At 52.5% G+C, this 26158-nt stretch carries 22 protein-coding genes; 9 read left to right on the forward strand and 13 right to left on the reverse strand.

The window, feature by feature from the left end; translation table 11 throughout:
• Nucleotides 1-101 precede the first annotated feature (101 nt).
• Genes FDX04_RS11025 through FDX04_RS11035 form a run of 3 tightly spaced genes read right to left on the reverse strand, consistent with a single transcriptional unit; the run spans nt 102 to nt 4148 of the window.
• Nucleotides 102-1880, reverse strand: a complete 1779-nt coding sequence (locus tag FDX04_RS11025) for a SmdB family multidrug efflux ABC transporter permease/ATP-binding protein (RefSeq protein ID WP_137360417.1) — start codon at nt 1878-1880, stop codon at nt 102-104.
• Nucleotides 1873-3645, reverse strand: coding sequence for a SmdA family multidrug ABC transporter permease/ATP-binding protein (locus tag FDX04_RS11030; protein ID WP_061381564.1), 1773 nt, complete (start codon nt 3643-3645; stop codon nt 1873-1875). The genes FDX04_RS11025 and FDX04_RS11030 overlap by 8 nt, the downstream gene beginning before the upstream one ends.
• A 44-nt stretch (nt 3646-3689) precedes the next feature.
• Nucleotides 3690-4148, reverse strand: a complete 459-nt coding sequence (locus FDX04_RS11035; protein WP_170972906.1) for an Lrp/AsnC family transcriptional regulator — start codon at nt 4146-4148, stop codon at nt 3690-3692.
• A 116-nt stretch (nt 4149-4264) separates the two neighbouring features.
• Here FDX04_RS11035 and FDX04_RS11040 point away from each other — a divergent pair, with 116 nt between their 5' ends.
• Nucleotides 4265-5320 (forward strand): PLP-dependent cysteine synthase family protein, encoded by a 1056-nt coding sequence (locus tag FDX04_RS11040; RefSeq protein WP_249935526.1) that lies wholly within the window; start codon nt 4265-4267, stop codon nt 5318-5320.
• 50 nt (nt 5321-5370) lie between these two features.
• On the opposite strand, the gene cof is transcribed toward FDX04_RS11040, so the two are convergent.
• On the reverse strand, nt 5371-6189 hold the full coding sequence (gene cof / locus FDX04_RS11045; RefSeq protein WP_137360415.1) for an HMP-PP phosphatase: 819 nt from the start codon (nt 6187-6189) through the stop codon (nt 5371-5373).
• A gap of 100 nt (nt 6190-6289) precedes the next feature.
• Here cof and FDX04_RS11050 point away from each other — a divergent pair, with 100 nt between their 5' ends.
• On the forward strand, nt 6290-7990 hold the full coding sequence (locus FDX04_RS11050) for an SgrR family transcriptional regulator (RefSeq protein WP_137370923.1): 1701 nt from the start codon (nt 6290-6292) through the stop codon (nt 7988-7990).
• 64 nt (nt 7991-8054) lie between these two features.
• Complete coding sequence (gene queC, locus FDX04_RS11055; RefSeq protein WP_137360413.1) at nt 8055-8750, forward strand: 7-cyano-7-deazaguanine synthase QueC; 696 nt, start codon at nt 8055-8057, stop codon at nt 8748-8750.
• A gap of 103 nt (nt 8751-8853) precedes the next feature.
• Here queC and fadM read toward each other — a convergent pair whose 3' ends face one another.
• The 9 genes from fadM to bolA form a co-directional block, all read right to left on the reverse strand.
• Nucleotides 8854-9252 carry a long-chain acyl-CoA thioesterase FadM gene (gene fadM / locus FDX04_RS11060; protein ID WP_042310094.1) on the reverse strand — a complete coding sequence of 133 codons (399 nt, stop codon included), beginning with the start codon at nt 9250-9252 and terminating at the stop codon, nt 8854-8856.
• A gap of 102 nt (nt 9253-9354) precedes the next feature.
• Nucleotides 9355-9729 (reverse strand): helix-hairpin-helix domain-containing protein, encoded by a 375-nt coding sequence (locus FDX04_RS11065; RefSeq protein ID WP_137360412.1) that lies wholly within the window; start codon nt 9727-9729, stop codon nt 9355-9357.
• Between the two features lie 146 nt (nt 9730-9875).
• Nucleotides 9876-11750, reverse strand: a complete 1875-nt coding sequence (ppiD, locus tag FDX04_RS11070; protein WP_137348996.1) for a peptidylprolyl isomerase — start codon at nt 11748-11750, stop codon at nt 9876-9878.
• Between the two features lie 267 nt (nt 11751-12017).
• Nucleotides 12018-12290, reverse strand: a complete 273-nt coding sequence (gene hupB, locus FDX04_RS11075; RefSeq protein ID WP_003021629.1) for a nucleoid-associated protein HU-beta — start codon at nt 12288-12290, stop codon at nt 12018-12020.
• Between the two features lie 209 nt (nt 12291-12499).
• Nucleotides 12500-14854, reverse strand: coding sequence for an endopeptidase La (lon, locus tag FDX04_RS11080; RefSeq protein WP_038638272.1), 2355 nt, complete (start codon nt 14852-14854; stop codon nt 12500-12502).
• 184 nt (nt 14855-15038) lie between these two features.
• A complete protein-coding gene (clpX, locus tag FDX04_RS11085) occupies nt 15039-16313 on the reverse strand; it encodes an ATP-dependent protease ATP-binding subunit ClpX (protein WP_003831013.1) in 1275 nt (424 codons plus the stop codon).
• Between the two features lie 126 nt (nt 16314-16439).
• Nucleotides 16440-17063, reverse strand: coding sequence for an ATP-dependent Clp endopeptidase proteolytic subunit ClpP (gene clpP / locus FDX04_RS11090; RefSeq protein WP_032939995.1), 624 nt, complete (start codon nt 17061-17063; stop codon nt 16440-16442).
• 247 nt (nt 17064-17310) lie between these two features.
• Nucleotides 17311-18609: a trigger factor gene (gene tig, locus FDX04_RS11095; protein ID WP_003021622.1), complete on the reverse strand. Its 1299-nt coding sequence runs from the start codon at nt 18607-18609 to the stop codon at nt 17311-17313.
• Between the two features lie 346 nt (nt 18610-18955).
• Nucleotides 18956-19273, reverse strand: a complete 318-nt coding sequence (gene bolA, locus FDX04_RS11105) for a transcriptional regulator BolA (RefSeq protein ID WP_042310099.1) — start codon at nt 19271-19273, stop codon at nt 18956-18958.
• Between the two features lie 306 nt (nt 19274-19579).
• Here bolA and FDX04_RS11110 point away from each other — a divergent pair, with 306 nt between their 5' ends.
• The 6 genes from FDX04_RS11110 to FDX04_RS11135 all read left to right on the forward strand — a co-directional run bounded on the left by FDX04_RS11110 (nt 19580) and on the right by FDX04_RS11135 (nt 26154).
• Nucleotides 19580-20158 (forward strand): lipoprotein, encoded by a 579-nt coding sequence (locus FDX04_RS11110; protein ID WP_137360411.1) that lies wholly within the window; start codon nt 19580-19582, stop codon nt 20156-20158.
• Between the two features lie 44 nt (nt 20159-20202).
• Nucleotides 20203-21678 carry a muropeptide MFS transporter AmpG gene (gene ampG, locus FDX04_RS11115; RefSeq protein WP_137360410.1) on the forward strand — a complete coding sequence of 492 codons (1476 nt, stop codon included), beginning with the start codon at nt 20203-20205 and terminating at the stop codon, nt 21676-21678.
• A gap of 584 nt (nt 21679-22262) precedes the next feature.
• Nucleotides 22263-23219, forward strand: a complete 957-nt coding sequence (cyoA, locus tag FDX04_RS11120) for a cytochrome o ubiquinol oxidase subunit II (protein ID WP_042310101.1) — start codon at nt 22263-22265, stop codon at nt 23217-23219.
• Between the two features lie 10 nt (nt 23220-23229).
• Nucleotides 23230-25221, forward strand: a complete 1992-nt coding sequence (gene cyoB / locus FDX04_RS11125; protein WP_038638255.1) for a cytochrome o ubiquinol oxidase subunit I — start codon at nt 23230-23232, stop codon at nt 25219-25221.
• Nucleotides 25211-25825: a cytochrome o ubiquinol oxidase subunit III gene (locus tag FDX04_RS11130; protein WP_003831007.1), complete on the forward strand. Its 615-nt coding sequence runs from the start codon at nt 25211-25213 to the stop codon at nt 25823-25825. The genes cyoB and FDX04_RS11130 overlap by 11 nt, the downstream gene beginning before the upstream one ends.
• Complete coding sequence (locus FDX04_RS11135; protein WP_003831006.1) at nt 25825-26154, forward strand: cytochrome o ubiquinol oxidase subunit IV; 330 nt, start codon at nt 25825-25827, stop codon at nt 26152-26154. Before FDX04_RS11130 ends, FDX04_RS11135 begins: the two co-directional genes overlap by 1 nt.
• The last annotated feature ends 4 nt before the right edge of the window (nt 26155-26158 follow it).

Consider the following 26158-nt stretch of genomic DNA (forward strand, 5'->3'; position numbering starts at 1 on the left):
GGAAAAAGAAAAAACGCACTATAACGGTGCATAGTGCGTTACATTTTTGCACCAGATTGTTGATTGCCGTCCGGCCTACGATACCGGGTTGGTCTCAGCTATCAGGCAATAATGGAATCCTCTTGCGTACTGGCTGCCAGCTCCTCGCCCGCCAGTTGCAGTTGATACATCTGCCAGTAACGGCCTTGTGCCGCCAGTAATTGCTGGTGCGTACCTCGCTCAACCGCCTGTCCACGGTGCAGCACCAGAATGGTGTCCGCATCGACAATCGTCGATAAGCGATGCGCAATCACCACCAGCGTGGTGTGTTCACGCACCGCCGCCAGCGCTTGCTGAATCGCCTGTTCCGTGCCGGAGTCAATACTGGCCGTGGCTTCGTCGAGGATCAGTACCTGCGGCGTTTCAACCAACACTCGCGCCAGCGCCAGCAGCTGTTTTTGCCCAACGGAGAGATTATTGCCCTGCTCGCCCAGCCGGGTATGAATCCCCTCGCTCAGGCCGCGCGCCAGCTCCGCCAGTTGCACGGTCTCCAGCGCCTGCCATACCCGCTCTTCTGAGATATCGCGGCCCAGCGTGACATTTGCCAGGAAGGTATCCGCCATCACCACCGGATCCTGCTGCACCATCGCGATGCCCTGGCGTAATACACCATGGCTCAGCGAAGACAGCGGTCTCCCATCAAGGCGGATTTCCCCCTGCGTCAGCGGGTAGTACCCCATCAGCAGGCTGGCCAGCGTACTTTTGCCGCTGCCGGTGTGCCCGACCAGGGCCACAAAGCTACGCGAAGGCACGGACAGACTGATGTTTTGCAGCACCAGATTGTCGTCACGATAGGCAAATGAAACGTTATCTACCTCGATATCCCCGTTCTTTAGCGGCTGGTCATCGTCACCATAGCGTTGACGTGGCCCATCCATCAATTCGAACACACGTTCACCGGCGACAACCGCCTGCTGCAGCATTGACTGCTGGGTTGTCAGCTCGATAAGCGGCTCGTTCAACCGCCCGAGATAGCTAATAAACGCATACAGCACACCAACCTCGATGGAGCTGCCAGAGGTAAAGCTGAACAGCATCAATAAACCGCAGAGGATCAGCGCCGAGAAAAGGCTAAGCAGCGGACGCAGCAAAAAGCCATCCAGGCGCAGGGTCTGCATCCGCGCCATATAGTGCGAACGGCTGGCCTCGCCCATTCTTTCGCCAAATCGCGCCTGCTGGCGGAACTGCTGGATAACACTCATGCCGTTGATGACTTCGTTAAACCCATCGTTAATATCCGCCAGATAAGCGCGCACCCGGCGCACAATCGGGGTGCTGTAACGTTGATAAATCACCATCACCACCAGCACCGCCGGGAAAATGATCATCGCGACCAGCGCCATGCGCCACTCCAGGCTGAACATCGCCACCAGCATCGCGCCGATCAAGGCCGCACTGCGCAGAACCGTTGCCACAACCGTCACATACAGGTCACGAATCACTTCCGTGTCATTGGTCACACGTGAGATAAGCTGCCCGACGGGCTGAGTATCAAAGGCGCTGAGCGGCTGGCGCAGCGCAGCGTCCATGACATCAGTGCGCAACTGTTGCACCACGCCAACCGCCGCCTGATTAAATAACAGTGACTGCGCATAATGCAGACCCGCCGCCAGCAGTTGCAATCCCACATACGCCGCAACCAGCCCGGCGACCATCGCCAGCGGCAGGTTGTTTTTCGCCACCATGTTATCGATAAAATAGCTAATCAGCAGCGGGCCGCTGACTTCCGCCGCAGCCGCCACCCACAGCATGACTACCGCAATCGCCAGCGGTTTTCGCCATGGCGAACCGTACTTCAGCAGCCTTTTCAGGGTCGGCCATAGTTGCCCAAAACTACGCATTAGCCGCCTCCCCGTTTATCTCTGGCGCATCGGACAGCGCCGCTTCCAGCTGCTGATAACGGTACATATCGCGATACCAGCCAGGCTGCTGCACTAACGATTCATGTTCACCGCGCTGAGCAATATGCCCATGCTGCATCACGATAATCTCGCTGGCTTCCGTCAAAGCCGATAAACGGTGAGCGCTGATAATCACGGTTCTGCCTTCGCCCCACTGGCGCAGGTTATGCAGGATCTGATGCTCGGTACGACCATCTACTGCCGACAGCGCATCATCCAGAATCAGAATTTCAGCGTTCAACAGCAGCGCACGGGCAATAGAGATTCGCTGTTTTTGCCCACCGGACAGCATCACCCCGCGTTCACCCACCTCGGTGTCATAGCCCTGAGGAAGACGTAAAATATCCTCATGAACGCTGGCAAGGCGCGCCACATGTTCGATCTCTTCCTGCGTGGCCTGCGGGCGTCCTAAGGCGATGTTATTGGCGACGGTATCTGAAAACAGGAATGGCGTCTGGCTAACCACCGCCAGTCGGCTGCGCCAGCTATCCAGCTGTAAGCGCGTTAACGGGATATCATGAAAGCGCACATCGCCCTGGGTGATATCAAAATGACGCTGGATCAGCGACAGCACCGTACTTTTTCCCGCGCCAGTCGGACCACAGATGCCCAGCATCTGTCCAGGTTTAAGCTGGAAATTCACATTTTCCAGCGCCGGGTGGGTGGTTTGTGGGTAGCAAAACTCGCGAATCGCCACCGCCAGCTCGCCGCGTCCTTCCGGCACCGGTTCAGTACCGTCATCCACCACCGGCGCTTCAGCCAGCATGGCGCGAATTCGGCTATACGCGGCGCTGCCACGTTCGACGATGTTAAACATCCAGGCCAGCGCCAGCATCGGCCAAATCATTAGTCCGAGATACATCATAAAGCTGGTCAGTTGGCCGAGCGTCAGCGAACCGTGCACCACCATCCAGCTTCCCCCGGCAATCGCCAGCAAGTTAGCCATCCCAATGGCGATATAAATCGTGGGATCAAAGCGGGCGTCAATACGTGCCACCCGCAGGTTTTTCTTACCGGTATCTTCAGCATCTGCGGCAAATAATGCCGACTGCCGATCCTCCAGCCCAAAAGCCTTGATCATACGAATACTGGTCAGGCTTTCCTGAGTACGATCGTTGAGGCTGGAAAACGCCGCCTGCGCCAGCTTAAAACGGTGATGGAGTCGATCACCGTAACGTTTGATCATCAACGCCATCACCGGCATCGGCAGCAGCGCAATGAGCGTCAGTTGCCAGCTTATCTGCGTTGACATCACGATCAGCACCGCACACCCCATTACCAGCGAATCCACCAGCGTCAGCACGCCTTCGCCAGCGGCAAACACCACTCGATCGACATCGTTGGTGGCACGCGCCATCAGATCGCCCGTACGGTGACGCAGATAAAATTCTGGATGCTGGCGACTCAACTGACGGTAATAATCTTCCCGCAGCTCAACCGCCAGTTGGTAGGATGCGCCAAACAGCAGCACGCGCCAGACATAACGCAGCAAATAAACCACCACGGCAATCAGGGCAATTGTCCCCACCCACATCAGCAGCCGTTCGGTGGTGAAGCGTTGAGTCGTCACGCCATCCACAATGATCCCGACCACTTTCGGCGGAATAAGCTGAAGGATAGCGATGATGATAAGCAAGGCCACTGCCCCGAGGTAGCGACGCCACTCCCGGCGGAAGTACCAGCTTAATTGAGCAAATAATCGCACGCGTTATGTCCTGACAAGATTTCCGGCAATGAGCGCCGGAAGAATTATTCAATCGGTAGAGCAGTTGTGTATTTAATCTGTTCCATCGCAAAGCTGGAGGTAACATCAGACAGGCCCGGCACGCTGTTCACCAGGCGCTTATAAAATTCATCGTAGCTTTTCATATCGGCGACCTGGACCCGCATCAGGTAGTCATACTCCCCTGCCATACGCCAGAATCCCAGAACTTCCGGCATTCCGGTGACTTCGGTGACAAAGCGGCAATACCATTCGCTGCTGTGGTGCTGAGTTTTGATCAACACAAACGCGGTTAAGCCCAGCCCCAGTTTTTCGGGATCCAGCAGGGCGACTCGCCCCAGCAGGATACCATCATCTTCAAGCCGTTTGAGGCGTTTCCAGCAAGGGGTGGTCGTCAGATTAACGGCATCTGCTAACGCCTGCAAAGAAAGGGTGCAGTCTTTTTGCAGTAAGCCGAGCAGCTTACGGTCAATTTTGTCTAACATATCCACTCCACAGAGAAGAATTTTCTCCTTACATTCTATTTTAAAGGCTAAATGGCAACAATTTTTTCCGTGCTTTTCGCTATTCTGGGCACAAAATGACAAATGGATATCTTTTAATGATGAATAGCTCCTGGGTTAAAAACGCCATCAATGAAATCAATGCGGATTATCAGCGTTCTGCGGATACGCATCTCATTCGTCTGTCGCTCCCGGCGTTTCCGGGCATTCAGCTCTATTTAAAAGATGAGAGCACACATCCGACCGGGAGCCTGAAACATCGTCTGGCCCGCTCACTGCTTCTGTATGGACTGTGCAATGGCTGGATCAAAGAAGGCACCACCATCATCGAGTCATCATCCGGCTCAACGGCGGTCTCCGAAGCTTATTTCGCCCGTCTGTTAGGCTTACCGTTTATCGCCGTTATGCCTTCGTGTACTGCGAAACGTAAAATTGAACAGATTGAGTTTTACGGTGGGCGCTGTCATTTCGTGGAAAGCGCCTGCGAAATTTATGCGGCTTCTGAACAATTGGCTCGTGAGCTGAACGGCCATTATATGGATCAGTTCACTTACGCAGAGCGTGCCACCGACTGGCGTGGTAACAACAATATTGCCGACAGTATCTTTCGTCAGATGCAATGCGAGCCCAATCCCGTTCCCCGGCATATCGTAATGAGCGCCGGAACCGGCGGCACCTCGGCAACCATTGGCCGCTATATTCGTTGTCAGGGCTACGATACTCATTTGATGGTGGTGGATCCGGAAAACTCGGTCTTTCTGCCCTTCTGGCAAAATCGCGATGCAACATTACGCAGCCCGGTAGGTAGCAAAATCGAAGGTATCGGTCGCCCACGCGTAGAACCGTCTTTTATTCCTGATGTGGTCGATGAAATGCTGCGCGTGCCGGATGCCGCAAGCGTGGCTACCGCGCACTGGCTGGAAACACAGCTGGGCCGTAAAGTTGGTGCCTCAACCGGTACCAACATGTGGGGAGCATTACAACTTGCCGCCCGTATGCGCGACGCAGGAGAAACGGGATCGCTGGTGACGCTGCTGTGCGACAGCGGCGAACGTTATCTGGAAACCTATTACAACCCGCAGTGGGTCGACACGCACATCGGTGATTTAACGCCGTGGAAAGCGGAGCTGGCTCAACTCCTGAATACCCACTAATCAGACAAAAAAAAGCCAGACGCGAAGTCTGGCTTGCTGGAAGGGATCTCTCATTCGGGGGAATAAGGTAGATGCGGATTGTCCAGCCAATGCGTCAAAAAGTGTGATACTGCCTGATTGCGGCAATGCCCAATCACCGATAGATGAGGCAGTTCAGCAATCAGTTGCGGCATCGCGTTACCCATAATCAGGCCGCGCCCTACGCTGCCTAACATTTCGCGATCGTTCATGGCATCGCCAAACGCCATACACTCAGCCATTGAATAACCTAAGTGGTTGCTTAATACCGCCAGCGCAGAACCTTTATTACAACCCAGCGGCAGTACCTCGAGGCAATCAACTGCGGAGAAACAGAGATTCGCCTGCTCACCCAGCGCCTCATTGAGTTGAATACGCAGACGGATCAGCGAGTCATGATCGCCGCAGAAACAGATCTTCGTGACCTGGTGGGCGGGAATACGTTTCACATCCACGATCTGATAGCGAAATCCGCTATACACATGTGCCTGAAGCAGCGCTGGAATTTCTTGTCCGGTGAACCAACCGTTGTCATTAAAGACATGCATGCTGGCCGTGGTGTCCCACTTCTGGTGCAACACAGTATCTGCAACATTCGGATCCAGATCCTGGCGGTGCAACACATCGCCCTCGATCGTGTGAATACGCGTACCGTTACCGGTGATCAAAAAGGCGTCCAGCGAAATGGAACCCAGGATATGGCGCATCTCCAGCACATGACGACCGGTGGCAAATGTCAGAGTGATATCACGTTCACGCAGGCGCGCCAGCGTTGAAAGCGTTTCATCACCTAAATGGTGATTCGGCATCAAAAGGGTGCCATCCATATCAAATGCAGCCAGACGAGCCATCTCTTTCTCCACACTGTGAGGCGGTTAACTTGTGATTCAGTATCACCTGAGATATACGGAAGTAATAGTGAATAGATAAAATTAATTGTTCCGGGTTTATATGCGACTATTGAACCGACTAAATCAATACCAACGCCTGTGGCAACCGTCGAACGGCGAACCACAGTCTGTGACCGTGGGCGAACTGGCTGAACGCTGTTTTTGCAGCGAGCGCCACGTGCGAACCCTGTTAAAACAAGCGCAGGATGCAGGCTGGCTGGAGTGGCACGCCCAGTCAGGGCGGGGTAAACGCGGGCAGCTATGTTTTTTGGTTACGCCAGAATCGCTACGTAATACCATGATGGAGCAGGCGCTACAAAAGGGGGAACAGCTTAACGTGCTGGAGCTGGCCCAACTGGCGCCGGGTGAATTAAGAGCCCTGCTACAGCCATTTATGGGCGGTCAGTGGCAAAACGACACGCCAACCCTGCGTATCCCCTATTACCGTCAACTTGACCCTTTGCACCCCGGATTTCTCCCTGGCCGCGCAGAGCAACATCTCGCCGGGCAGGTATTTTCTGGCCTGACCCGGTTTGACACGCATACGCAACGCCCCTGCGGTGATTTAGCTCACCACTGGAATATCTCCGCCGACGGCCTGCGTTGGGATTTCTATATTCGCTCCACCCTGTACTGGCATAACGGCGATGCCGTCAGCAGCACGCAGTTACATCAACAACTGTTGAGGCTACTTGAGCTGCCCGCGCTGAATAAGCTGTTTATCAGCGTAAAGCGCATTGAGGTGACGCATCCCCAGTGTCTGACCTTTATTCTGCATCGTCCCGACTTCTGGCTGGCGCACCGTCTGGCAAGCTACAGCAGTCACCTGGCGCATCCTGAGCACCCGTTTGTGGGTACCGGCCCGTTCCGGTTGACGCTGTTTACCCCTGAGCTGGTGCGTATCGAGAGTCACGATCACTACCACCTGAGTCATCCACTCCTGAAAGCGATTGAATACTGGATAACTCCGCAACTCTTCTCCCAGGATTTGGGCACCAGCTGTCGCCATCCGGTGCAAATTGCGATTGGTAAACCTGAAGAATTGCCCATGCTCAGCCAGGTGAGCAGCGGAATAAGCCTCGGTTTTTGCTATCTCACGCTCAGAAAAAGCGCACGCCTGAATACCCTGCAGGCCCGCCGACTGGTCAATATTATCCACCGTTCTTCCCTGCTACAAACGCTTGAGGTAGATGAAAATCTGATAACCCCGAGCAATGCGCTGCTGCCTGGATGGACGATCCCGCAATGGGATGAACTGGACGAGGTAGCGCTACCGGAAAAACTGACGCTGGCATATCACCTGCCGGTTGAACTACATGCCATGGCTGAACAGCTTCGCCAGGCGCTGGCGCTACTCGGCTGTGAATTAACGCTTATATTTCATAATGCAAAAAACTGGGACGGTAATCATCCTTTAGCGCAGGCCGACCTGATGATGGGTGACAGGCTGATTGGCGAAGCGCCTGAATATACCCTCGAACAGTGGTTACGCTGCGATCAACTCTGGTCACATGTCTTGAATGCCCCTGAATACACACATTTGCAGACCACTCTGGATGCCCTTCAAGTCCAGGCCAATGAAGATGATCGTCACGCAGCGTTACAGCAAGTGTTCGCCACGCTGATGCATGATGCCACGCTGACTCCGCTGTTCAATTATCACTATCGTATTAGTGCGCCACCGGGCGTGAACGGCGTGCGTCTGAATCCTCGCGGCTGGTTTGAGTTCACCGAAGCCTGGTTACCGCCCCCTTCAGCATGAAGAAGCTGGTGGACACCACGTCCAGGCGCTACCATATGGGTTTCGTTATTTGTCAGGAAAAGCCATGAAACGTGCCGTTGTTGTATTCAGTGGAGGTCAGGACTCCACGACCTGTCTGGCGCAAGCGCTACATCAGTATGATGAAGTGCACTGCGTGACCTTTGATTATGGTCAGCGTCATCGCGCTGAGATTGATGTCGCACGTGATCTGGCCTTTAAACTCGGCGCGCGTGCACACAAAGTGCTTGATGTCACGCTACTTAGCGAACTGGCCGTCAGCAGCCTGACCCGCGATAACATTCCGGTGCCGGATTACGAACCGGATGCGAACGGCATTCCCAATACCTTTGTGCCCGGGCGCAATATTCTGTTTTTAACGCTGGCGGCGATTTACGCCTATCAGGTGCAAGCAGAGGCGGTCATTACTGGCGTTTGCGAAACCGACTTCTCTGGATATCCGGACTGTCGCGATGAGTTCGTCAAGGCCCTGAACCATGCCGTGAGCCTGGGGATGGCAAAAGATATCCGCTTTGAAACTCCGTTGATGTGGATCGATAAAGCCGAAACCTGGGCGCTGGCCGATTACTGGGGCAAGCTGGACCTGGTACGCGAAGAAACGCTGACCTGCTATAACGGCATCAAAGGTGACGGTTGTGGTCACTGCGCGGCCTGTAATCTGCGCGCCAACGGTCTGAACCATTATCTGGCGGATAAACCGGCGGTAATGGCGGCGATGAAGCAGAAAACCGGTCTTAAGTAATACGTTAGGTTTTGCCGGATGGCGACGCGGGGGGCTTATCCGGCCTACGGGACTGACCACCATTGTAGGCCCGGTAAGCGCAAGTACCACCGGGCATTTTCCGCTACTTCACCATCAGCTCCAGTTTTTCGCGCAACTCCCCTTCCAGCGGTAGTGCTTTTTGCGTTTTCAAATCAATACAGACGAAGGTTATCAACGCATCTGCCACCACCTGTCCTTCCGGCTCCAGGGTGATAGTCTGGTTCAACACGCCGCTTTTGCCATTTAATTGCTGCACCTGACTGGTAATAGTCAGCAGGTCGCTCAGCACCGCCGGGCGACGATAGTTGATATTAATATTCACAACCACAAAAGCGATGTTGTGAGCGGTCATCCACTGAAAACTGTCGCTGTTTTCCAGTCCATCCCAGCGTGCTTCTTCCAGAAACTCAAGATAACGAGCATTGTTGACGTGCTGATAGACATCAAGATGAAAACCACGAACTTTGATTTGTGTTTGCATAGCGCAGGAACCTTACGTTTTTATAGGAATATATTCAGGGTAGTGAGGCCATAACTGGTATGACCTCTCTAGTGTGGCAAATATTGGCCACTGCGCAAGTTATTAAAGTGTTAAAACTGCCAAATTACGCTCTACCAAAGAACTGCCCATCCCCGGCACCTGCTTTAAATCATCGACCGTTTTAAATGGCCCATACTCCTCACGATAGCTGACAATCGCCTGGGCTTTTTTCAGTCCGACCCCATTCATCACTCGCGCTAAATCCTCCGCAGAAGCGCTATTGATGCTTACCCTGGTGCCTTCATCATCGCTTGCTTTAGCGGGTTGCGTAGCCTTGCTTTGCGCCGCCCCTGAGGCATCCGCTTTGGTTTGAGTCGCGTGGCTTTTGGTAACAGGCTCAGCAGCCAATGCGCTTTGGGCCATACCGGCGCAGGTCAATGAAAGGGTGATAAGCAGGGCTTTGATTCCATGTTTCATACTGTTTTCTCCGTGTTTGTTAACAGTGGAATCACGATAGCGAGGTGCAGAACAGCAGACAAACGGCAAATATCAGAAATGGAAAAGGCCGCGAAAGCGGCCTTTGGTTAATACAACTTTTTGCAATTTTTTGCGAGCTGCCTCGGTTATTGCTGCTGTTCCAGCGCGTCACCGATTTTAATTTTTGCGGCTTTACGCAGATTGCTCATCAGCGCTTCAAAGGTAATTTGCGCGTTGTTCTGAGTAATCCCCTGAACCATCGCTTTCTTCTGCGCTTCAGGCATAGAACCCGCTTTCACTTCGTCCAGCGCAAGCAGAACAACGTTGCCCTGCATATCGTTCGCCACGCCGTAACTCGGTTTGTCTTTTGCTGGCAGGCTCAGACCAAAGGCTGCCTGGCTCAGAGGATCCTGACCCGTGCGGCTCAGTGTTTTCGCCTCACCAAAGCTCAGACCTGCTGCTTTCATCGCTTCATCGCCTTTACCGGCTTTCAGGTCTGCCAGCAGTTTATCGGCATCCAGCTTAGCCTGTTGCTCTGCTTTATTGTGCTTAACAAGCGCAGTAACCTGCTCTTTCACTTCAGCCAGTGGCTTAACGGCTTCGGCTTTGTGCTCTGCAATACGCAGCACAAATGCGCGATCGCCATCCACGGTAATGATGTCCGAGTTACTGCCAGGCGTACCGTTCTCGCCAACCAGACCACCATTGAAAATGATGTCAGCGACCGGTTTGAAGTTCAGCTCTTCCGGCAGGCTGTCACGGCTAAACCAGCCCGTTTCAACCGCTTTCATACCAGCAGCTTGCTCCGCACCCGCCAGAGATTCGTTATCGTTGCTGGCTGCATCGCTCACTTTCTGCTGCAGCGCATAGTACGCATCCAGCGCTTTTTCCTGCTTCACTTTCGCCGCAATGTCGTCACGGGCTTCGCTCAGCGGTTTAACCTGCGCAGGCTGTACGTCATCAAGACGCGCAACGAGGAAACCAACAGAAGATTTAATCACACCGGACAGTTGGCCTTTGTCTTTCAGGCCGGCATTTTTCAGCTCATCCGGAGTGGTGGAATCTTCCAGCCAGCCCATATCGCCACCTTTACGGGCAGAGATGATGTCGGCTGATTTTTCTTTCGCCAGCGCAGCGAAATCAGCGCCTTTGCTCAGCTCATCCAGTACCGCTTTGGCTTCATCTTCCGTTTTAGTCTGAATGATGCTGTAGCGGTTACGCTGTGGCTGAGTGAACTGGTCCTGATGCTGGTCATAGTAAGACTGAATATCAGCATCGCTGGCCGTCTCCTGCAGTGCAGCAGCGTCCAGCTTGATGTAGCTCACGCGGAACTGTTCCGGCGTCATAAAGTTGTTTTTATTCTGCTCGTAGTAGCTGGCAACTTCCTGCTCGGTAACGGATTGCTTCGCGGCAAGCGCGTTAACGTCAATGGTCGCCTCGCGAACGATACGCTGCTGTGCGACCAGCGCCGCCAGCTCGTCGGTTTCGCCTTTCAGCATGAAGTCCGTACCGGCAACGCCGTTGATCAACTGCTGAGTAGTGAGCTGATTACGTAATGCCTGGGCGTACTGGTCGGCGGTCATTCCCATTTGATTCACAATCGCGTTGTAGCGGTTGTTATCAAATTTGCCGTCCACCTGGAAAGCAGGCGTGGCGAAAATAGCCTGTTTAATCTGATCGTCGCTGATATTGAGCTTCAGCTCGCGGGAGTACTGATCCAGCAGCGCTTCGTCTACAAGACGATTCAGCACCTGCTGACGCAGCGTTTTCATATAGCCTTCATTCGCCGCCAGCTCAGAGTATTGATCGCCCAACTGCTGCTGCATGCGGTTACGTTCGCTATTGAACGCATTCTCGAATTGCCCGCGGCTGATCTCCTGGCCATTCACTTTGGCGGCGTAATTGTTGCCCCCGCCAATCAGGTAACCACTCACGCCGGTCAAAATGAACGACACGATAATGATACCGAAAATAATCTTGAGCACGAGACTGTTAGCAGCCGTGCGTAAGCTGTCCATCATGGTGTAACCACACTCCGCTGTAGATGACTATACGCGTTATCCTTCAAGCCGCCTGCGCGTTGTTACAACCACGGCGGCAAGGATGTTGAGTATATATGCTTCACGCAGCATAGCGTTTCCTGAACGCTGCGCACAAAGGTCTATTGTGACAAGAAAATGGGGCAATTGTCAGCCCACAACGCGTAGAAAGTACCGGAATCACAAATAAAAAAGGCACATCAGTTGATGCGCCCTTGTACTTCGTCACATCCCCAAAGGGGAAATCACTTAGTTTACCGCGTCTTTCAGTGCTTTACCTGCACGGAAGCCCGGTACTTTAGCCGCGGCGATGGTGATCTCTTTACCTGTTTGCGGGTTGCGACCAGTACGGGCAGCACGCTCTTTAACGGCAAAAGTACCAAAACCTACCAGCGCTACGTCATCACCTTCCTTCAGGGATTCGGTAACAGAAGCAATAATTGCATCTAACGCACGTCCAGCCGCAGCTTTAGAGATATCAGCCCCTGCAGCAATTTTGTCGATCAGTTGAGATTTATTCACTCTTCTCTTCCTCTTTTATAATTTATATCGCACCTGAATCCTTCAAAGTGCGACCGCGCAGCAGTTATATCAGGCCTGCCATGCCCTTACAACACCCGTTAATGATGGCAAGCCTAATCCGTCATCTAAATTAGCTATACAAAAAAAGGCTGGCAAGTCCGAAATGGTCTGCCAGCCCTGTTTTTATTAGTGCTCTTTGCGCGAGGTCACTATTTTGCGGTCACAACCTGCATTCCAGACGGTTCATTTTGCAACGCAAGAGTCAAAACCTCCTCGATGCGTTTCACCGGATGGATGTCCAGATCGGCAATCACGTTGTCCGGAATCTCTTCCAGGTCACGTTTGTTTTCATCTGGAATTAAGACCGTCTTAATGCCGCCACGGTGCGCCGCCAGCAGTTTTTCTTTCAAACCACCGATTGGCAGAACCTGACCACGCAGGGTGATCTCGCCGGTCATCGCCACATCGGCGCGTACCGGGTTACCGGTCAGACAAGAAACCAGCGCGGTACACATGGCAATACCGGCACTCGGGCCGTCTTTCGGCGTCGCCCCTTCAGGTACGTGAACGTGGATGTCGCGTTTTTCGTAGAAATCCGGGTTGATACCCAGTTTTTCCGCACGCGCACGCACCACGGTCAGCGCCGCCTGAATGGACTCCTGCATCACTTCACCCAATGAACCGGTGTAGGTCAGCTTGCCTTTACCCGGTACGCAGGCGGTTTCGATGGTCAGCAAATCGCCGCCCACTTCCGTCCACGCCAGACCGGTCACCTGACCAACGCGGTTTTCGTTGTCCGCGCGACCATAGTCAAAGCGCTGTACGCCCAGGTAGTCGTGCAGGTTGTCGCCATTGATCACAATATGTTTCAGTGATTTGTCGAGCAGCAACTGCTTCACCGCTTTACGGCACAGCTTGGAGATTTCGCGCTCCAGACTACGCACGCCAGCTTCACGGGTGTAGTAACGAATAATGCCCACAATGGCGCTATCGTCGACCGTCAACTCGCCTTTTTTCAGCGCGTTACGCTCAATCTGTTTCGGCAACAGGTGACGTTTAGCAATGTTCAGCTTCTCGTCTTCGGTGTAACCGGACAGTCGGATCACTTCCATACGATCCAGCAACGGCGCCGGAATATTCATGGAGTTCGAGGTCGCAACAAACATTACGTCGCTGAGATCGTAATCCACTTCCAGGTAGTGATCGCTGAACGCCACGTTCTGCTCTGGATCCAGCACCTCAAGCAGTGCGGAAGCCGGATCGCCTCGCATGTCGGAAGACATTTTGTCGATCTCATCGAGCAGGAACAGCGGGTTTTTAACGCCCACTTTAGCCATTTTCTGGATCAGTTTACCCGGCATAGAACCGATATAGGTCCGGCGGTGACCGCGAATTTCAGCCTCATCACGCACGCCGCCCAGCGCCATACGGATGTATTTACGTCCGGTCGCTTTGGCGATGGACTGCCCCAGAGAAGTTTTACCTACCCCCGGCGGCCCAACCAGACACAGGATTGGCCCCTTGATTTTGTTCACACGGCTTTGAACCGCGAGATACTCAAGGATACGGTCTTTGACGCGTTCCAGACCGTAATGGTCAGTATCGAGGATTTCCTGCGCCTGACGCAGGTCTTTTTTGACCTTGCTACGCGCATTCCACGGTACCTGTACCATCCAGTCGATGTAGCCACGCACTACGGTCGCTTCCGCCGACATCGGAGACATCATTTTCAGCTTCTGCAGTTCTGCTTCCGCTTTCTCTTTTGCCTCTTTCGGCATTTTCGCCGCGTCGATTTTACGTTTCAGCGCTTCGTTTTCGTCCGGCGCGTCGTCCATCTCGCCGAGTTCTTTCTGAATGGCTTTCATCTGCTCGTTCAGATAGTACTCTCGCTGGGATTTTTCCATCTGCTTCTTCACGCGGTTGCGAATGCGTTTCTCAACCTGCAGCAGATCGATTTCGGATTCCATCATCGCCATCAGATATTCCAGACGTTCGTTAACGTCGGACATCTCCAGCACGGACTGCTTGTCAGCCAGCTTCAGCGGCATGTGTGCAGCGATGGTGTCCGCCAGACGCGCAGGATCGTCAATGCTGTTCAGCGACGTCAGCACTTCTGGTGGGATTTTCTTGTTCAGCTTGATATAGCCTTCGAACTGGCTGATAGCGGTACGCACCAGCACTTCCTGTTCGCGCTCATCAATGGCTGGCGAGTCAAGGTACTCCGCTTTCGCAGAGAAATGCTCGCCGTTGTCAGACAGCGCAGAAATACGCGCGCGCTGTAACCCCTCGACCAGCACTTTTACGGTGCCGTCAGGCAGTTTCAGCATCTGCAAAATAGAGGCCACGGTCCCGACGGTGAAAAGATCGTTTACACCCGGCTCATCCGTTGACGCTTCTTTCTGTGCGACCAGCATGATTTTTTTATCATGGTCCATAGCCGCTTCCAGACAACGGATAGATTTTTCCCGCCCTACAAATAAGGGTATGACCATGTGCGGATAAACCACCACATCGCGCAACGGCAATACGGGGATTTCAATGCGTTCAGAACGCTCAGGATTCATAGAGCTCTCTCTTAGTTTAGTGTCCGCCAGGTAATCAGGTGGTACGACTGTGCTTCACACCACCTTTAACATGTATGTCAGTATATGGGGATGTTTCCCACACATTCAACGCCATGTTTACGGAAAAATAAAAGGGGAGATAAAATCCCCCCTTTTTAATTAAATGTCTGTATGAATTGATGAATTATTCGCCAGATGCCTGCTGTGCTTCCGGCTTACCGTAAATCAGCAATGGCTTGCTCTGACCGCCAATCACCGACTCATCGATCACCACTTTTTCGACGTCTTCCATAGAAGGCAGATCGTACATGGTGTCGAGCAGCGCGGCTTCAACGATAGAACGCAGACCACGGGCACCGGTTTTACGCGCCATCGCTTTCTTGGCGATAGCATCCAGCGCTTCCTCACGGAACTCCAGATCGACACCTTCAAGGTTGAACAGCGCCTGGTACTGCTTGGTCAGGGCGTTTTTCGGCTCTTTCAGGATCTGGATCAGCGCTTCTTCACTCAGTTCGCTCAGCGTTGCCACCACCGGCAGACGACCGATGAACTCAGGGATCAGACCAAATTTGATCAGATCTTCCGGCTCCACCTGCGACAGCAACTCACCTTCGCTGGCTTTATCAGACTGCGCTTTTACCGTCGCGCCAAAACCAATGCCTGAGCCGGTTTCAACACGGTTAGCAATCACTTTGTCCAGACCAGCGAACGCGCCGCCGCAGATAAACAGGATCTTAGAGGTATCAACCTGCAAGAACTCCTGCTGCGGATGTTTACGCCCGCCCTGTGGCGGAACGGCCGCCACGGTGCCTTCAATCAGCTTCAGCAGGGCCTGCTGTACGCCTTCGCCGGAAACATCGCGGGTAATGGACGGGTTGTCAGACTTACGAGAAATCTTGTCGATTTCATCGATATAGACGATCCCGCGCTGCGCTTTCTGCACGTCGTAGTCGCACTTCTGCAGCAGCTTCTGAATAATATTTTCAACATCTTCACCCACATAACCGGCTTCGGTCAGCGTGGTGGCATCGGCCATGGTGAACGGAACGTCCAGCAGGCGCGCCAGCGTTTCCGCCAGCAGCGTTTTACCGGAACCCGTCGGGCCAATTAGCAGGATGTTACTTTTGCCCAACTCGACGCCATTGCTGGTGTCGCCGTTGCGCAGACGTTTGTAATGGTTGTATACCGCGACCGCCAACACTTTCTTCGCCTGTTCCTGACCGATAACGTAATCGTCCAGGTGATTGCGAATTTCATGTGGCGTCGGCAGCGCACTGCGTTCACGGTGCGGTGCTACTTCCTTAATCTCTTCGCGAATGATGTCGTTACACAAATCGACACATTCGTCGCAGATATACACGGATGGACCGGCAATCAGCTTCCGCACTTCATGCTGGCTTTTGCCGCAAAAAGAGCAGTACAACAATTTGCCCGAGCCATCTTTGCGTTTATCTGTCATGGGTCAAAACCTCTTCTTTGTTCTTTGTGCCGCACACGACGACGCAAATGCCATTCTCAGGCGCAAGACGCTAGTCAGCGTTGTGCCGCTCCAGGTAATTATAGCGGCACACCTGCGCACTGGGCATTAATTACGATGGGTCAAAATCGAGTCGACCAGACCGTACTCTACCGCTTCAGAAGCGGAGAGGAAGCGATCGCGCTCGGTATCACGTTCAATCTGCTCAAGAGATTGACCCGTATGATGCGCCATAAGTTCGTTCATGCGCCCTTTTACCTTCAGGATTTCGCGGGCATGAATTTCAATATCCGTTGCCTGGCCCTGGTAACCGCCCAGAGGCTGATGGATCATGACGCGAGAGTTAGGCAGGCAAAAACGTTTGCCTTTTGCCCCGGCAGTCAGCAGGAACGCGCCCATTGAGGCCGCCTGGCCCATACAAATGGTGCTAACGTCCGGCTTAATAAACTGCATGGTGTCATAGATAGACATCCCGGCAGTGATCACCCCACCAGGGGAGTTGATGTACAGGTAGATATCTTTTTCCGGGTTTTCTGCTTCCAGGAACAGCATCTGCGCCACAATCAGGTTAGCCATATGATCTTCGACCTGGCCAGTCATAAAAATGACGCGTTCCTTAAGTAGACGAGAATAGATATCAAAAGAGCGCTCACCACGTGAGGTCTGTTCAATGACCATCGGCACCAGCGCCATATGGGGTGCAAAGTTATCTCGTTCGCCGCTGTATGACATTTCCGTCTCCTGGATAAAATTTGAAAAAACCTGCTGTGCTGATTGTAACCTTATGGACGGATTATCAGCTAGTCCCTCAGTAATGGGTACGACATCGCCATAATTCAAGCATAACAATCTTTTGTTGTAACGCTAACACTGAAACGCTGTTTTCGCACTCTTCCCATGCAAAATGCGTGACAAAAAAAAACCCGCCACCAAAAGGTGACGGGCTTGCGTACGAAATTCGTGCTACAAAAGCGACGAATTACGCCTGCTGGTTCATCAGCTCGTTGAAGGAAGTGGCTTTTTCAGTCACTTTCGCTTTCGCCAGAACGGCTTCAACAGCTTGTTCTTCCAGAGCGACGTTACGCATGTTGTCCATCAGCTCTTTGTTTTTGCTGTAGAACTCAACAACTTCTTTCGGATCTTCGTAAGCAGAAGCCATCTCTTCGATCAGGCCTTTAACGCGATCTTCGTCAGCTTTCAGCTCGTTGGTGCGAATAACTTCGCCCAGCAGCAGACCTACAACTACGCGACGCTTAGCCTGTTCTTCGAACAGTTCACGCGGCAGTTCCAGAGCTTGTTTTTCGTTACCGCCAAAACGCTGAGCAGCCTGACGACGCAGAACGTCGATTTCGCTGTCGATCAGAGCAGCCGGTACGTCGATGTCGTTAGCTTTTACCAGACCTTCGATCGCCTGAGACTTAACGCGGTTACGCACTGCGCCTTTCAGCTCGCGTTCCATGTTTTTACGTACTTCAGCGCGCAGACCAGCTACGGAACCATCTTCAACGCCGAAACGCTTGATGAATTCTTCAGTCAGTTCCGGCAGTTCGCGTTCTTCAACTTTCTTCAGGTTGATAACGAACTTAGCAGCTTTACCCTTCAGGTTTTCAGCGTGGTACTCTTCCGGGAAGGTCACGTCGATAGTGAACTCTTCGCCAGCTTTGTGGCCTTTAACGCCTTCTTCAAAGCCCGGGATCATACGACCCTGGCCCATCGCCAGTACGAAGTCAGACGCTTTGCCGCCTTCGAACTCTTCGCCGTCTACAGAACCGGTGAAGTCGATGGTTACACGATCTTCTGCATCAGCAGCGCCGTCTTTGTCTTTCCAGGTAGCCTGCTGCTTACGCAGGGTGTCCAGCATTACATCAACGTCAGCGTCGGTGACTTCAACAACCGGTTTTTCAACTTCGATTGCTTCCAGGCCAGTCAGCTCAACTTCCGGGTAAACTTCGAACTCTACCGCGTAAGTAAAATCTTCACCCAGCTTGTATTCACCCGGAACGTAGTTCGGTGCGCCAGCCGGATTGATTTTTTCTTTGATGATCGCGTCAACGAAGTTGCGGCTCATCAGGTCGCCCAGTACGTCCTGACGCACGGAAGCGCCATAACGCTGAGCAACAACATTCATCGGTACTTTTCCTTTGCGGAAACCGTCAATACGCACTTTCTTCGCTACGTTGACCAGCTCGCTTTTCACAGCGGTCTCGATGCTGTCAGCAGCGATTGTAATCGTTACACGGCGGCCAAGGCCTTGAGTGGTTTCAACTGAAACTTGCATCTTGTTACCTCAAAAAATCACAGTGCTCGGTCAACTCTTCTCCGCAAGCACAGGTTGTTGGCTTCGCGGAACTGGGATGTTCTCATAAGCAATCACATTCCCTGTCGTCAGAATCATCCCGAAGACATTCCGAAAAATAAGACGCGCATTATAGCGGCATCACTTTTATGAGTCGAGAACGGTTATCGCGCGTTGCTGCGGCTTTTTTCACAATTCCCGGCTAATTTTTGTCTGAATACTGTACGACAGCCCCAGAATTCAGACAAAACAAAACGGCCCGCAGGCCGTTTTCACATATTCTGTAGCAACATACTGGAAAAGCGTCGGTTGTTGCAAATCCGTTTTTCTACGCGATGCTCCCGGCTCCACGACAAGGAGGCGACGCAAAGATCGTGTCCTGCAACGCTTCCCACTCCTTAATGGTATAGGTATGCAGGGCTAACGCATGTACGGTAGTGGAGAGTTCCGCCGTTAACGTGCCGTAAATCATCCGATGACGATTAAGAAAACGTTCACCTGTAAAGCGATCGCTAACCAGCACAACCTTAAAGTGGCTTTCAGAACCAGCCGGGACATTGTGACGATAGCTTTCATCCACAACTTCGAGGAATACGGGTTCGAACGCTGCCCTTAATTTTTCTTCTATTTGCTCACGAATCATCATGAAATTTTTCCTCCGACAACGCTGAGATGTCACCCATCCCTTTAAATACTAGCCGCTTTTACCGTTTTCATTACACCTTAGCAACAAAAAATTAGCGCTTATCTGATTTTCTCAGCCAAATGGATGAAGTTCACTAAATCCTCACTTCGATTTATGGCAAAAAGTCCGTTTATGGTCTTCATAAAGTCATAAAACGGACAACACAATGAATTTACATGCGTTACCCACTTCCCCTCATCGTTGGCGATGTTATGATGGCGGGAATTTTCTCTAACCACACAATTTAGATTCGCTGAGAGCCCTGGCATGTTTAAAAAAATCCTCTTCCCGTTAGTTGCAATGTTTATGTTGGCAGGATGCGCAACGCCGCCAACCACCATTGAAGTCTCCCCCAAAATCACCCTGCCGCAGCAGGATCCGAGCCTGATGGGCGTGACCGTGAGTATCAACGGCGCCGACCAGCGTCAGGATCAGGCGCTGGCAAAAGTCACCCGCGACAACCAGCAGGTTACCCTGACCGCTTCTCGCGATCTGCGTTTCCTGCTGCAAGAAGTGCTGGAAAAACAGATGACCGCGCGTGGTTATATGATTGGTCCGAACGGTGCAGTAAACCTGCAAATCATCGTTAGCCAGCTGTATGCGGACGTGTCTCAGGGTAGCGTGCGTTACAACATCGCCACCAAAGCAGACATCGCCATTATCGCGACCGCCGCTAACGGTAATAAGATGACCAAAAACTACCGCGCAAGCTACTCTGTTGAAGGCGCGCTGCAGGCCTCCAACAAAAATATTGCTGATGCCGTTAACAGCGTCCTGACCGACACCATCGCTGATATGTCTCAGGACACCAGCGTTCACGATTTCATCAAGCAGAACGCTCGTTAATTTCTGCCCTTATGGCCCGGCGTTCGTCGGGCCTATAGAAGCCCATGTCCAGTCATTACTTACGTATTTTTCAGCAACCACGTTCAGCTATCCTGCTCATTTTGGGGTTCGCCTCCGGATTACCGCTCGCACTGACATCCGGTACGCTCCAGGCGTGGATGACGGTCGAGAATATCGATCTTAAAACCATCGGTTTCTTTTCTCTGGTTGGCCAGGCCTACGTATTTAAGTTCCTCTGGTCTCCATTGATGGACCGCTATACACCGCCGTTTTTGGGCCGACGTCGCGGTTGGCTACTGGCGACCCAGGTACTGCTATTGATTTCTATCGCCGCGATGGGCTTTCTGGAGCCGGGTACGCAGCTACGCTGGATGGCCGCGCTGGCGGTGGTGATCGCGTTTTGTTCGGCATCGCAGGATATCGTCTTTGACGCCTGGAAAACCGACGTATTGCCCACCGAAGAGCGTGGTGCAGGTGCAGCAATCAGCGTGCTTGGTTACCGTTTAGGGATGCTGGTTTCCGGTGGGCTGGCCCTGTGGATGGCCGACCGCTGGCTCGGCTGGCAGGGAATGTATTGGCTGATGGCGGCGCTGCTGATCCCTTGCATCATCGCGACCCTATTAGCGCCAGAACCGACAGATGCTATTCCGGTGCCTAAATCGCTGGAACAGGCAGTTGCGGCTCCGCTGCGAGACTTTTTTGGCCGGAACAATGCCTGGCTGATTCTGCTCCTGATCGTGCTGTATAAACTCGGTGATGCCTTCGCGATGAGTCTGACCACCACTTTTTTAATCCGCGGAGTTGGATTTGATGCGGGTGAAGTCGGCGTGGTGAATAAAACGCTGGGGCTGCTGGCAACCATCGTTGGCGCGCTGTACGGCGGGATCCTGATGCAGCGTCTCTCGCTGTTCCGCGCATTGTTGATTTTCGGTATTCTGCAAGGGGCATCAAACGCAGGTTACTGGCTGCTGTCCGTCACTGACAAACACATGTTCAGTATGGCCGCCGCCGTTTTCTTTGAAAACCTGTGTGGCGGGATGGGCACCGCGGCGTTTGTCGCCTTATTAATGACGCTATGCAATAAGTCCTTCTCAGCGACTCAGTTCGCCCTGCTCTCCGCGCTTTCAGCGGTTGGCCGCGTGTACGTAGGTCCGGTAGCGGGTTGGTTTGTCGAAGCGCACGGGTGGCCAACGTTTTATCTGTTCTCCGTGTTTGCCGCACTGCCCGGACTCCTGCTGCTGCTGGTTTGCCGTCAGACGCTGGAACATAGCTGGCAAAATGAAAGCTTTATTCCGCGCACGGAATTTCGTGGCGCGTACGGTCTGGCATTAATGACGCTGGTCGCGGGCTGCTGTTTGCTGGCAGTTTGGTTATTGTTGCTGACCCTGAATGCACTGGACTACACCAATTTCTCCTTCCTGCCGGAACTGCTTGAAGTCTCGGTGGTAGTCGCGGTCTGCGGAGTGGTATTCGGCGGATTGCTGGATTATCTGGCATTGCGCAAAACCCGTCTGGCGTGATGTTGCATATTTATGCTCTAAATAATTCGAGTTACGGGAAGGCGGCGACGCAGCAAATCCCCAGGAGCTTACATAAGTAAGTGACTGGGGTGAGCGAGGAAAGCCAACACACCCGTAGCTTGAAGTATGACGAGCATATTTTGCCGTTGTAATCACCCTGCGTAATTATAACGGCTAAATAAACAACAACTGATAAAAATATTATTTGTTATTTTGTGCGCCATAGAATTTGGAAATTATTGACGCTTTTTATACATGCTATTTTCCTTACTCGATTCAGCCATGAAAAATTTATTGTTTGTTCTTAAATTGTCTTTTTATTGATAATTAATTGTTAATTAATTGTTTTATATTCGTATTGGTTATACCAATTGCCCTCTGCATGTCCCTCGCCCGCCTGCTTTCGTTATAACGTGATGTTGCAACAGGTTCTTAAAGCCAACCCGACATATATTGCAACATATGTGACACGCCCGGCAGAACCCAGTAACACAGATCCAATGATGTTTACAGTAATGTAACCTTCCCGTAAAATGACCTCACACTTTAAACGCCACCCGGTCCCGTGGAATTGAGGTCGTTAAATGAGACTCAGGAAATACAATAAAAGTTTGGGATGGTTGTCATTAATTGCAGGCACTGCGTTACTCAGTGGCTGTAATTCTGCGCTGCTTGACCCTAAAGGACAGATTGGACTGGAACAACGTTCATTGATACTGACGGCATTTGGCCTGATGTTGATTGTCGTTATTCCTGCCATCTTGATGGCTGTTGGTTTTGCCTGGAAGTATCGTGCAAGCAATAAAGATGCGAAGTACAGCCCGAACTGGTCACATTCCAATAAAGTGGAAGCTGTGGTCTGGACGGTGCCGATCTTAATCATCATTTTCCTTGCCGTACTGACCTGGAAAACCACCCACGCTCTTGAGCCAAGCAAACCGCTGGCGCATGACGAGAAGCCCATTACCATCGAAGTGGTTTCCATGGACTGGAAATGGTTCTTCATCTATCCGGAACAGGGTATCGCTACCGTGAATGAAATCGCCTTCCCGGCGAATACTCCGGTCGAATTCAAAGTGACGTCCAACTCCGTGATGAACTCCTTCTTTATCCCGCGTCTGGGTAGCCAGATTTATGCCATGGCCGGTATGCAGACTCGACTGCATCTGATCGCCAACGAAGTCGGTACTTATGATGGTATCTCCGCAAGCTATAGCGGACCAGGCTTCTCCGGTATGAAATTCAAGGCTATTGCAACAAAGGACCGCGCCGAATTCGACCAATGGGTTGCTAAAGCTAAACAGTCTCCGAACACCATGAACGACATGGCAGCGTTCGAAAAAGTGGCTGTGCCAAGCGAATACAACCAGGTGGAATACTTCTCCAACGTGAAACCTGATTTGTTTAAAGATGTTATTAACAAATTTATGGCTCACGGTAAGAGCATGGACATGACCCAACCAGAAGGTGAGCACAGCGCACACGAAGGTATGGAAGGCATGGACATGAGCCACGCGGAATCCGCCAACTCAAGGGGTTGAGAAGAATACGATGTTCGGAAAATTGACACTTGATGCAGTTCCGTTCCATGAACCAATCGTCATGGTTACGATCGCTGCCATTATCATCGGTGGTGCGGCCTTACTCGGCCTTATCACTTACTTCGGTAAGTGGACCTACCTGTGGAAAGAGTGGCTGACTTCGGTTGACCACAAACGCCTTGGCATCATGTATGTCATCGTCGCAATCGTGATGTTGATTCGTGGCTTTGCCGATGCCGTCATGATGCGTAGTCAGCAAGCGCTGGCTTCTGCAGGTGAAGCGGGTTTCCTGCCACCTCACCACTACGACCAGATCTTCACGGCTCACGGCGTGATTATGATCTTCTTCGTGGCAATGCCATTTGTTATCGGTCTGATGAACCTCGTGGTTCCACTGCAGATTGGCGCACGTGACGTTGCATTCCCGTTCCTGAACAACCTGAGCTTCTGGTTCACCGTTGTTGGCGTAATCCTGGTTAACCTGTCTCTGGGCGTCGGTGAATTCGCGCAGACCGGTTGGCTGGCGTATCCGCCTCTTTCGGGGATAGAGTACAGTCCAAGCGTCGGGGTCGATTATTGGATATGGGCCGTCCAGTTGTCCGGTATTGGTACAACCCTGACCGGTATCAACTTCTTTGTGACCATCATTAAGATGCGTGCGCCAGGAATGACCATGTTCAAGATGCCGGTATTTAGCTGGGCATCTCTGTGCGCTAACATCCTGATTATCGCTTCGTTCCCAATTCTGACGGTTACCGTCGCGTTGCTGACCCTGGATCGCTATCTGGGCACCCATTTCTTTACCAACGATATGGGCGGCAACATGATGATGTACATCAACCTGATTTGGGCCTGGGGCCATCCGGAAGTGTACATTCTGATCCTGCCAGTATTCGGGGTATTCTCCGAAGTCGCAGCAACCTTCTCGCGTAAGCGTCTGTTTGGTTACACCTCGCTGGTGTGGGCAACCGTGTGTATTACCGTTCTGTCGTTCATTGTTTGGCTGCACCACTTCTTCACCATGGGTGCCGGCGCAAACGTAAACGCCTTCTTCGGTATTACCACCATGATTATCGCCATCCCGACCGGGGTGAAGATCTTCAACTGGCTGTTCACCATGTATCAGGGCCGTATCGTATTCCACTCAGCAATGCTGTGGACGATTGGCTTTATCGTCACCTTCTCAGTCGGCGGCATGACCGGCGTACTGCTGGCGGTGCCGGGTGCGGACTTCGTACTGCACAACAGCCTGTTCCTGATTGCGCACTTCCATAACGTTATCATCGGCGGCGTGGTATTTGGTTGCTTCGCGGGTATGACCTACTGGTGGCCAAAAGCGTTTGGCTTCACGTTGAACGAAACCTGGGGTAAACGCGCATTCTGGTTCTGGATCATCGGCTTCTTCGTGGCATTTATGCCGCTGTACGTGCTGGGCTTTATGGGTATGACCCGTCGCCTCAGCCAGCAGATTGACCCGCAGTTCCATCCGATGCTGGTTGTTGCCGCCTGTGGCGCCGCGCTGATTGCACTGGGTATCCTGTGCCAGTTCATCCAGATGTACGTGTCTATTCGCGACCGCGAGCAGAACCGTGACCTGACCGGTGACCCATGGGGTGGTCGTACGCTGGAGTGGGCAACCTCTTCCCCGCCTCCATTCTATAACTTTGCCGTTGTGCCGCACGTTCACGAGCGTGATGCCTTCTGGGAAATGAAAGAAAAAGGTGAAGCGTACAAGCAGCCTACGCACTATGAAGAGATTCATATGCCGAAGAACAGCGGTGCCGGTATCGTCATTACCGCCTTCGCAACACTGTTTGGTTTCGCCATGATCTGGCATATCTGGTGGCTGGCGATTGCAAGCTTCGCAGGCATGATCATCAGCTGGATTGTGAAAAGCTTTGATGAAGACGTGGATTACTACGTGCCGGTCCCGGAAGTCGAAAAACTGGAAAACCAGCATTTCGATGAGATTACTAAGGCAGGGCTGAAAAATGGCAACTGATACTTTAACGCACGCGACTGCCCACGCGCACGAACACGGGCACCACGATGCAGGCCAGACCAAGATCTTCGGATTCTGGGTCTACCTGATGAGCGACTGCATTCTGTTCTCAATTCTGTTTGCAACCTATGCCGTTCTGGTGAACGGCACCGCAGGTGGCCCGACAGGTAAGGACATTTTTGAACTGCCGTTCGTTCTGGTTGAAACATTCCTGCTGTTATTTAGCTCCATTACTTACGGCATGGCGGCGATCGCCATGTATAAGAACAACAAGAGCCAGGTCATCTCCTGGCTGGCGTTGACTTTCTTGTTCGGTGCCGGATTCATCGGGATGGAACTCTATGAATTCCATCACCTGATTGTTAACGGTATGGGCCCGGATCGCAGCGGCTTCCTGTCTGCGTTCTTCGCGCTGGTCGGCACGCACGGTCTGCACGTCACCTCCGGTCTTATCTGGATGGCGGTGCTGATGGTGCAAGTTGCCCGTCGCGGCCTGACCAGTACTAACCGTACCCGCATCATGTGCCTGAGCCTGTTCTGGCACTTCCTGGATGTGGTGTGGATCTGTGTGTTCACTGTTGTTTATCTGATGGGGGCGATGTAATGAGTCATTCTAACGAGAGCGGCGGCGCATCCCATGGCAGCGTAAAAACCTACATGACAGGTTTTATCCTGTCGATCATCCTGACGGTCATTCCGTTCTGGATGGTAATGACAGGTTCTGCCTCTCCGGCCGTCATTCTGGGAACTATTCTGGCAATGGCAGTGGTACAGATTCTGGTGCACCTGGTGTGCTTCTTGCACATGAATAGCAAATCTGATGAAGGTTGGAACATGACGGCCTTTGTCTTTACTGTGCTAATCATCGCCATTCTGGTTGTGGGCTCCATCTGGATTATGTGGAACCTTAACTACAACATGATGATGCACTAAGAGC

The sequence above is a fragment of the Citrobacter sp. wls615 genome, assembly GCF_005281355.1.
Lineage (GTDB): Bacteria > Pseudomonadota > Gammaproteobacteria > Enterobacterales > Enterobacteriaceae > Citrobacter > Citrobacter werkmanii.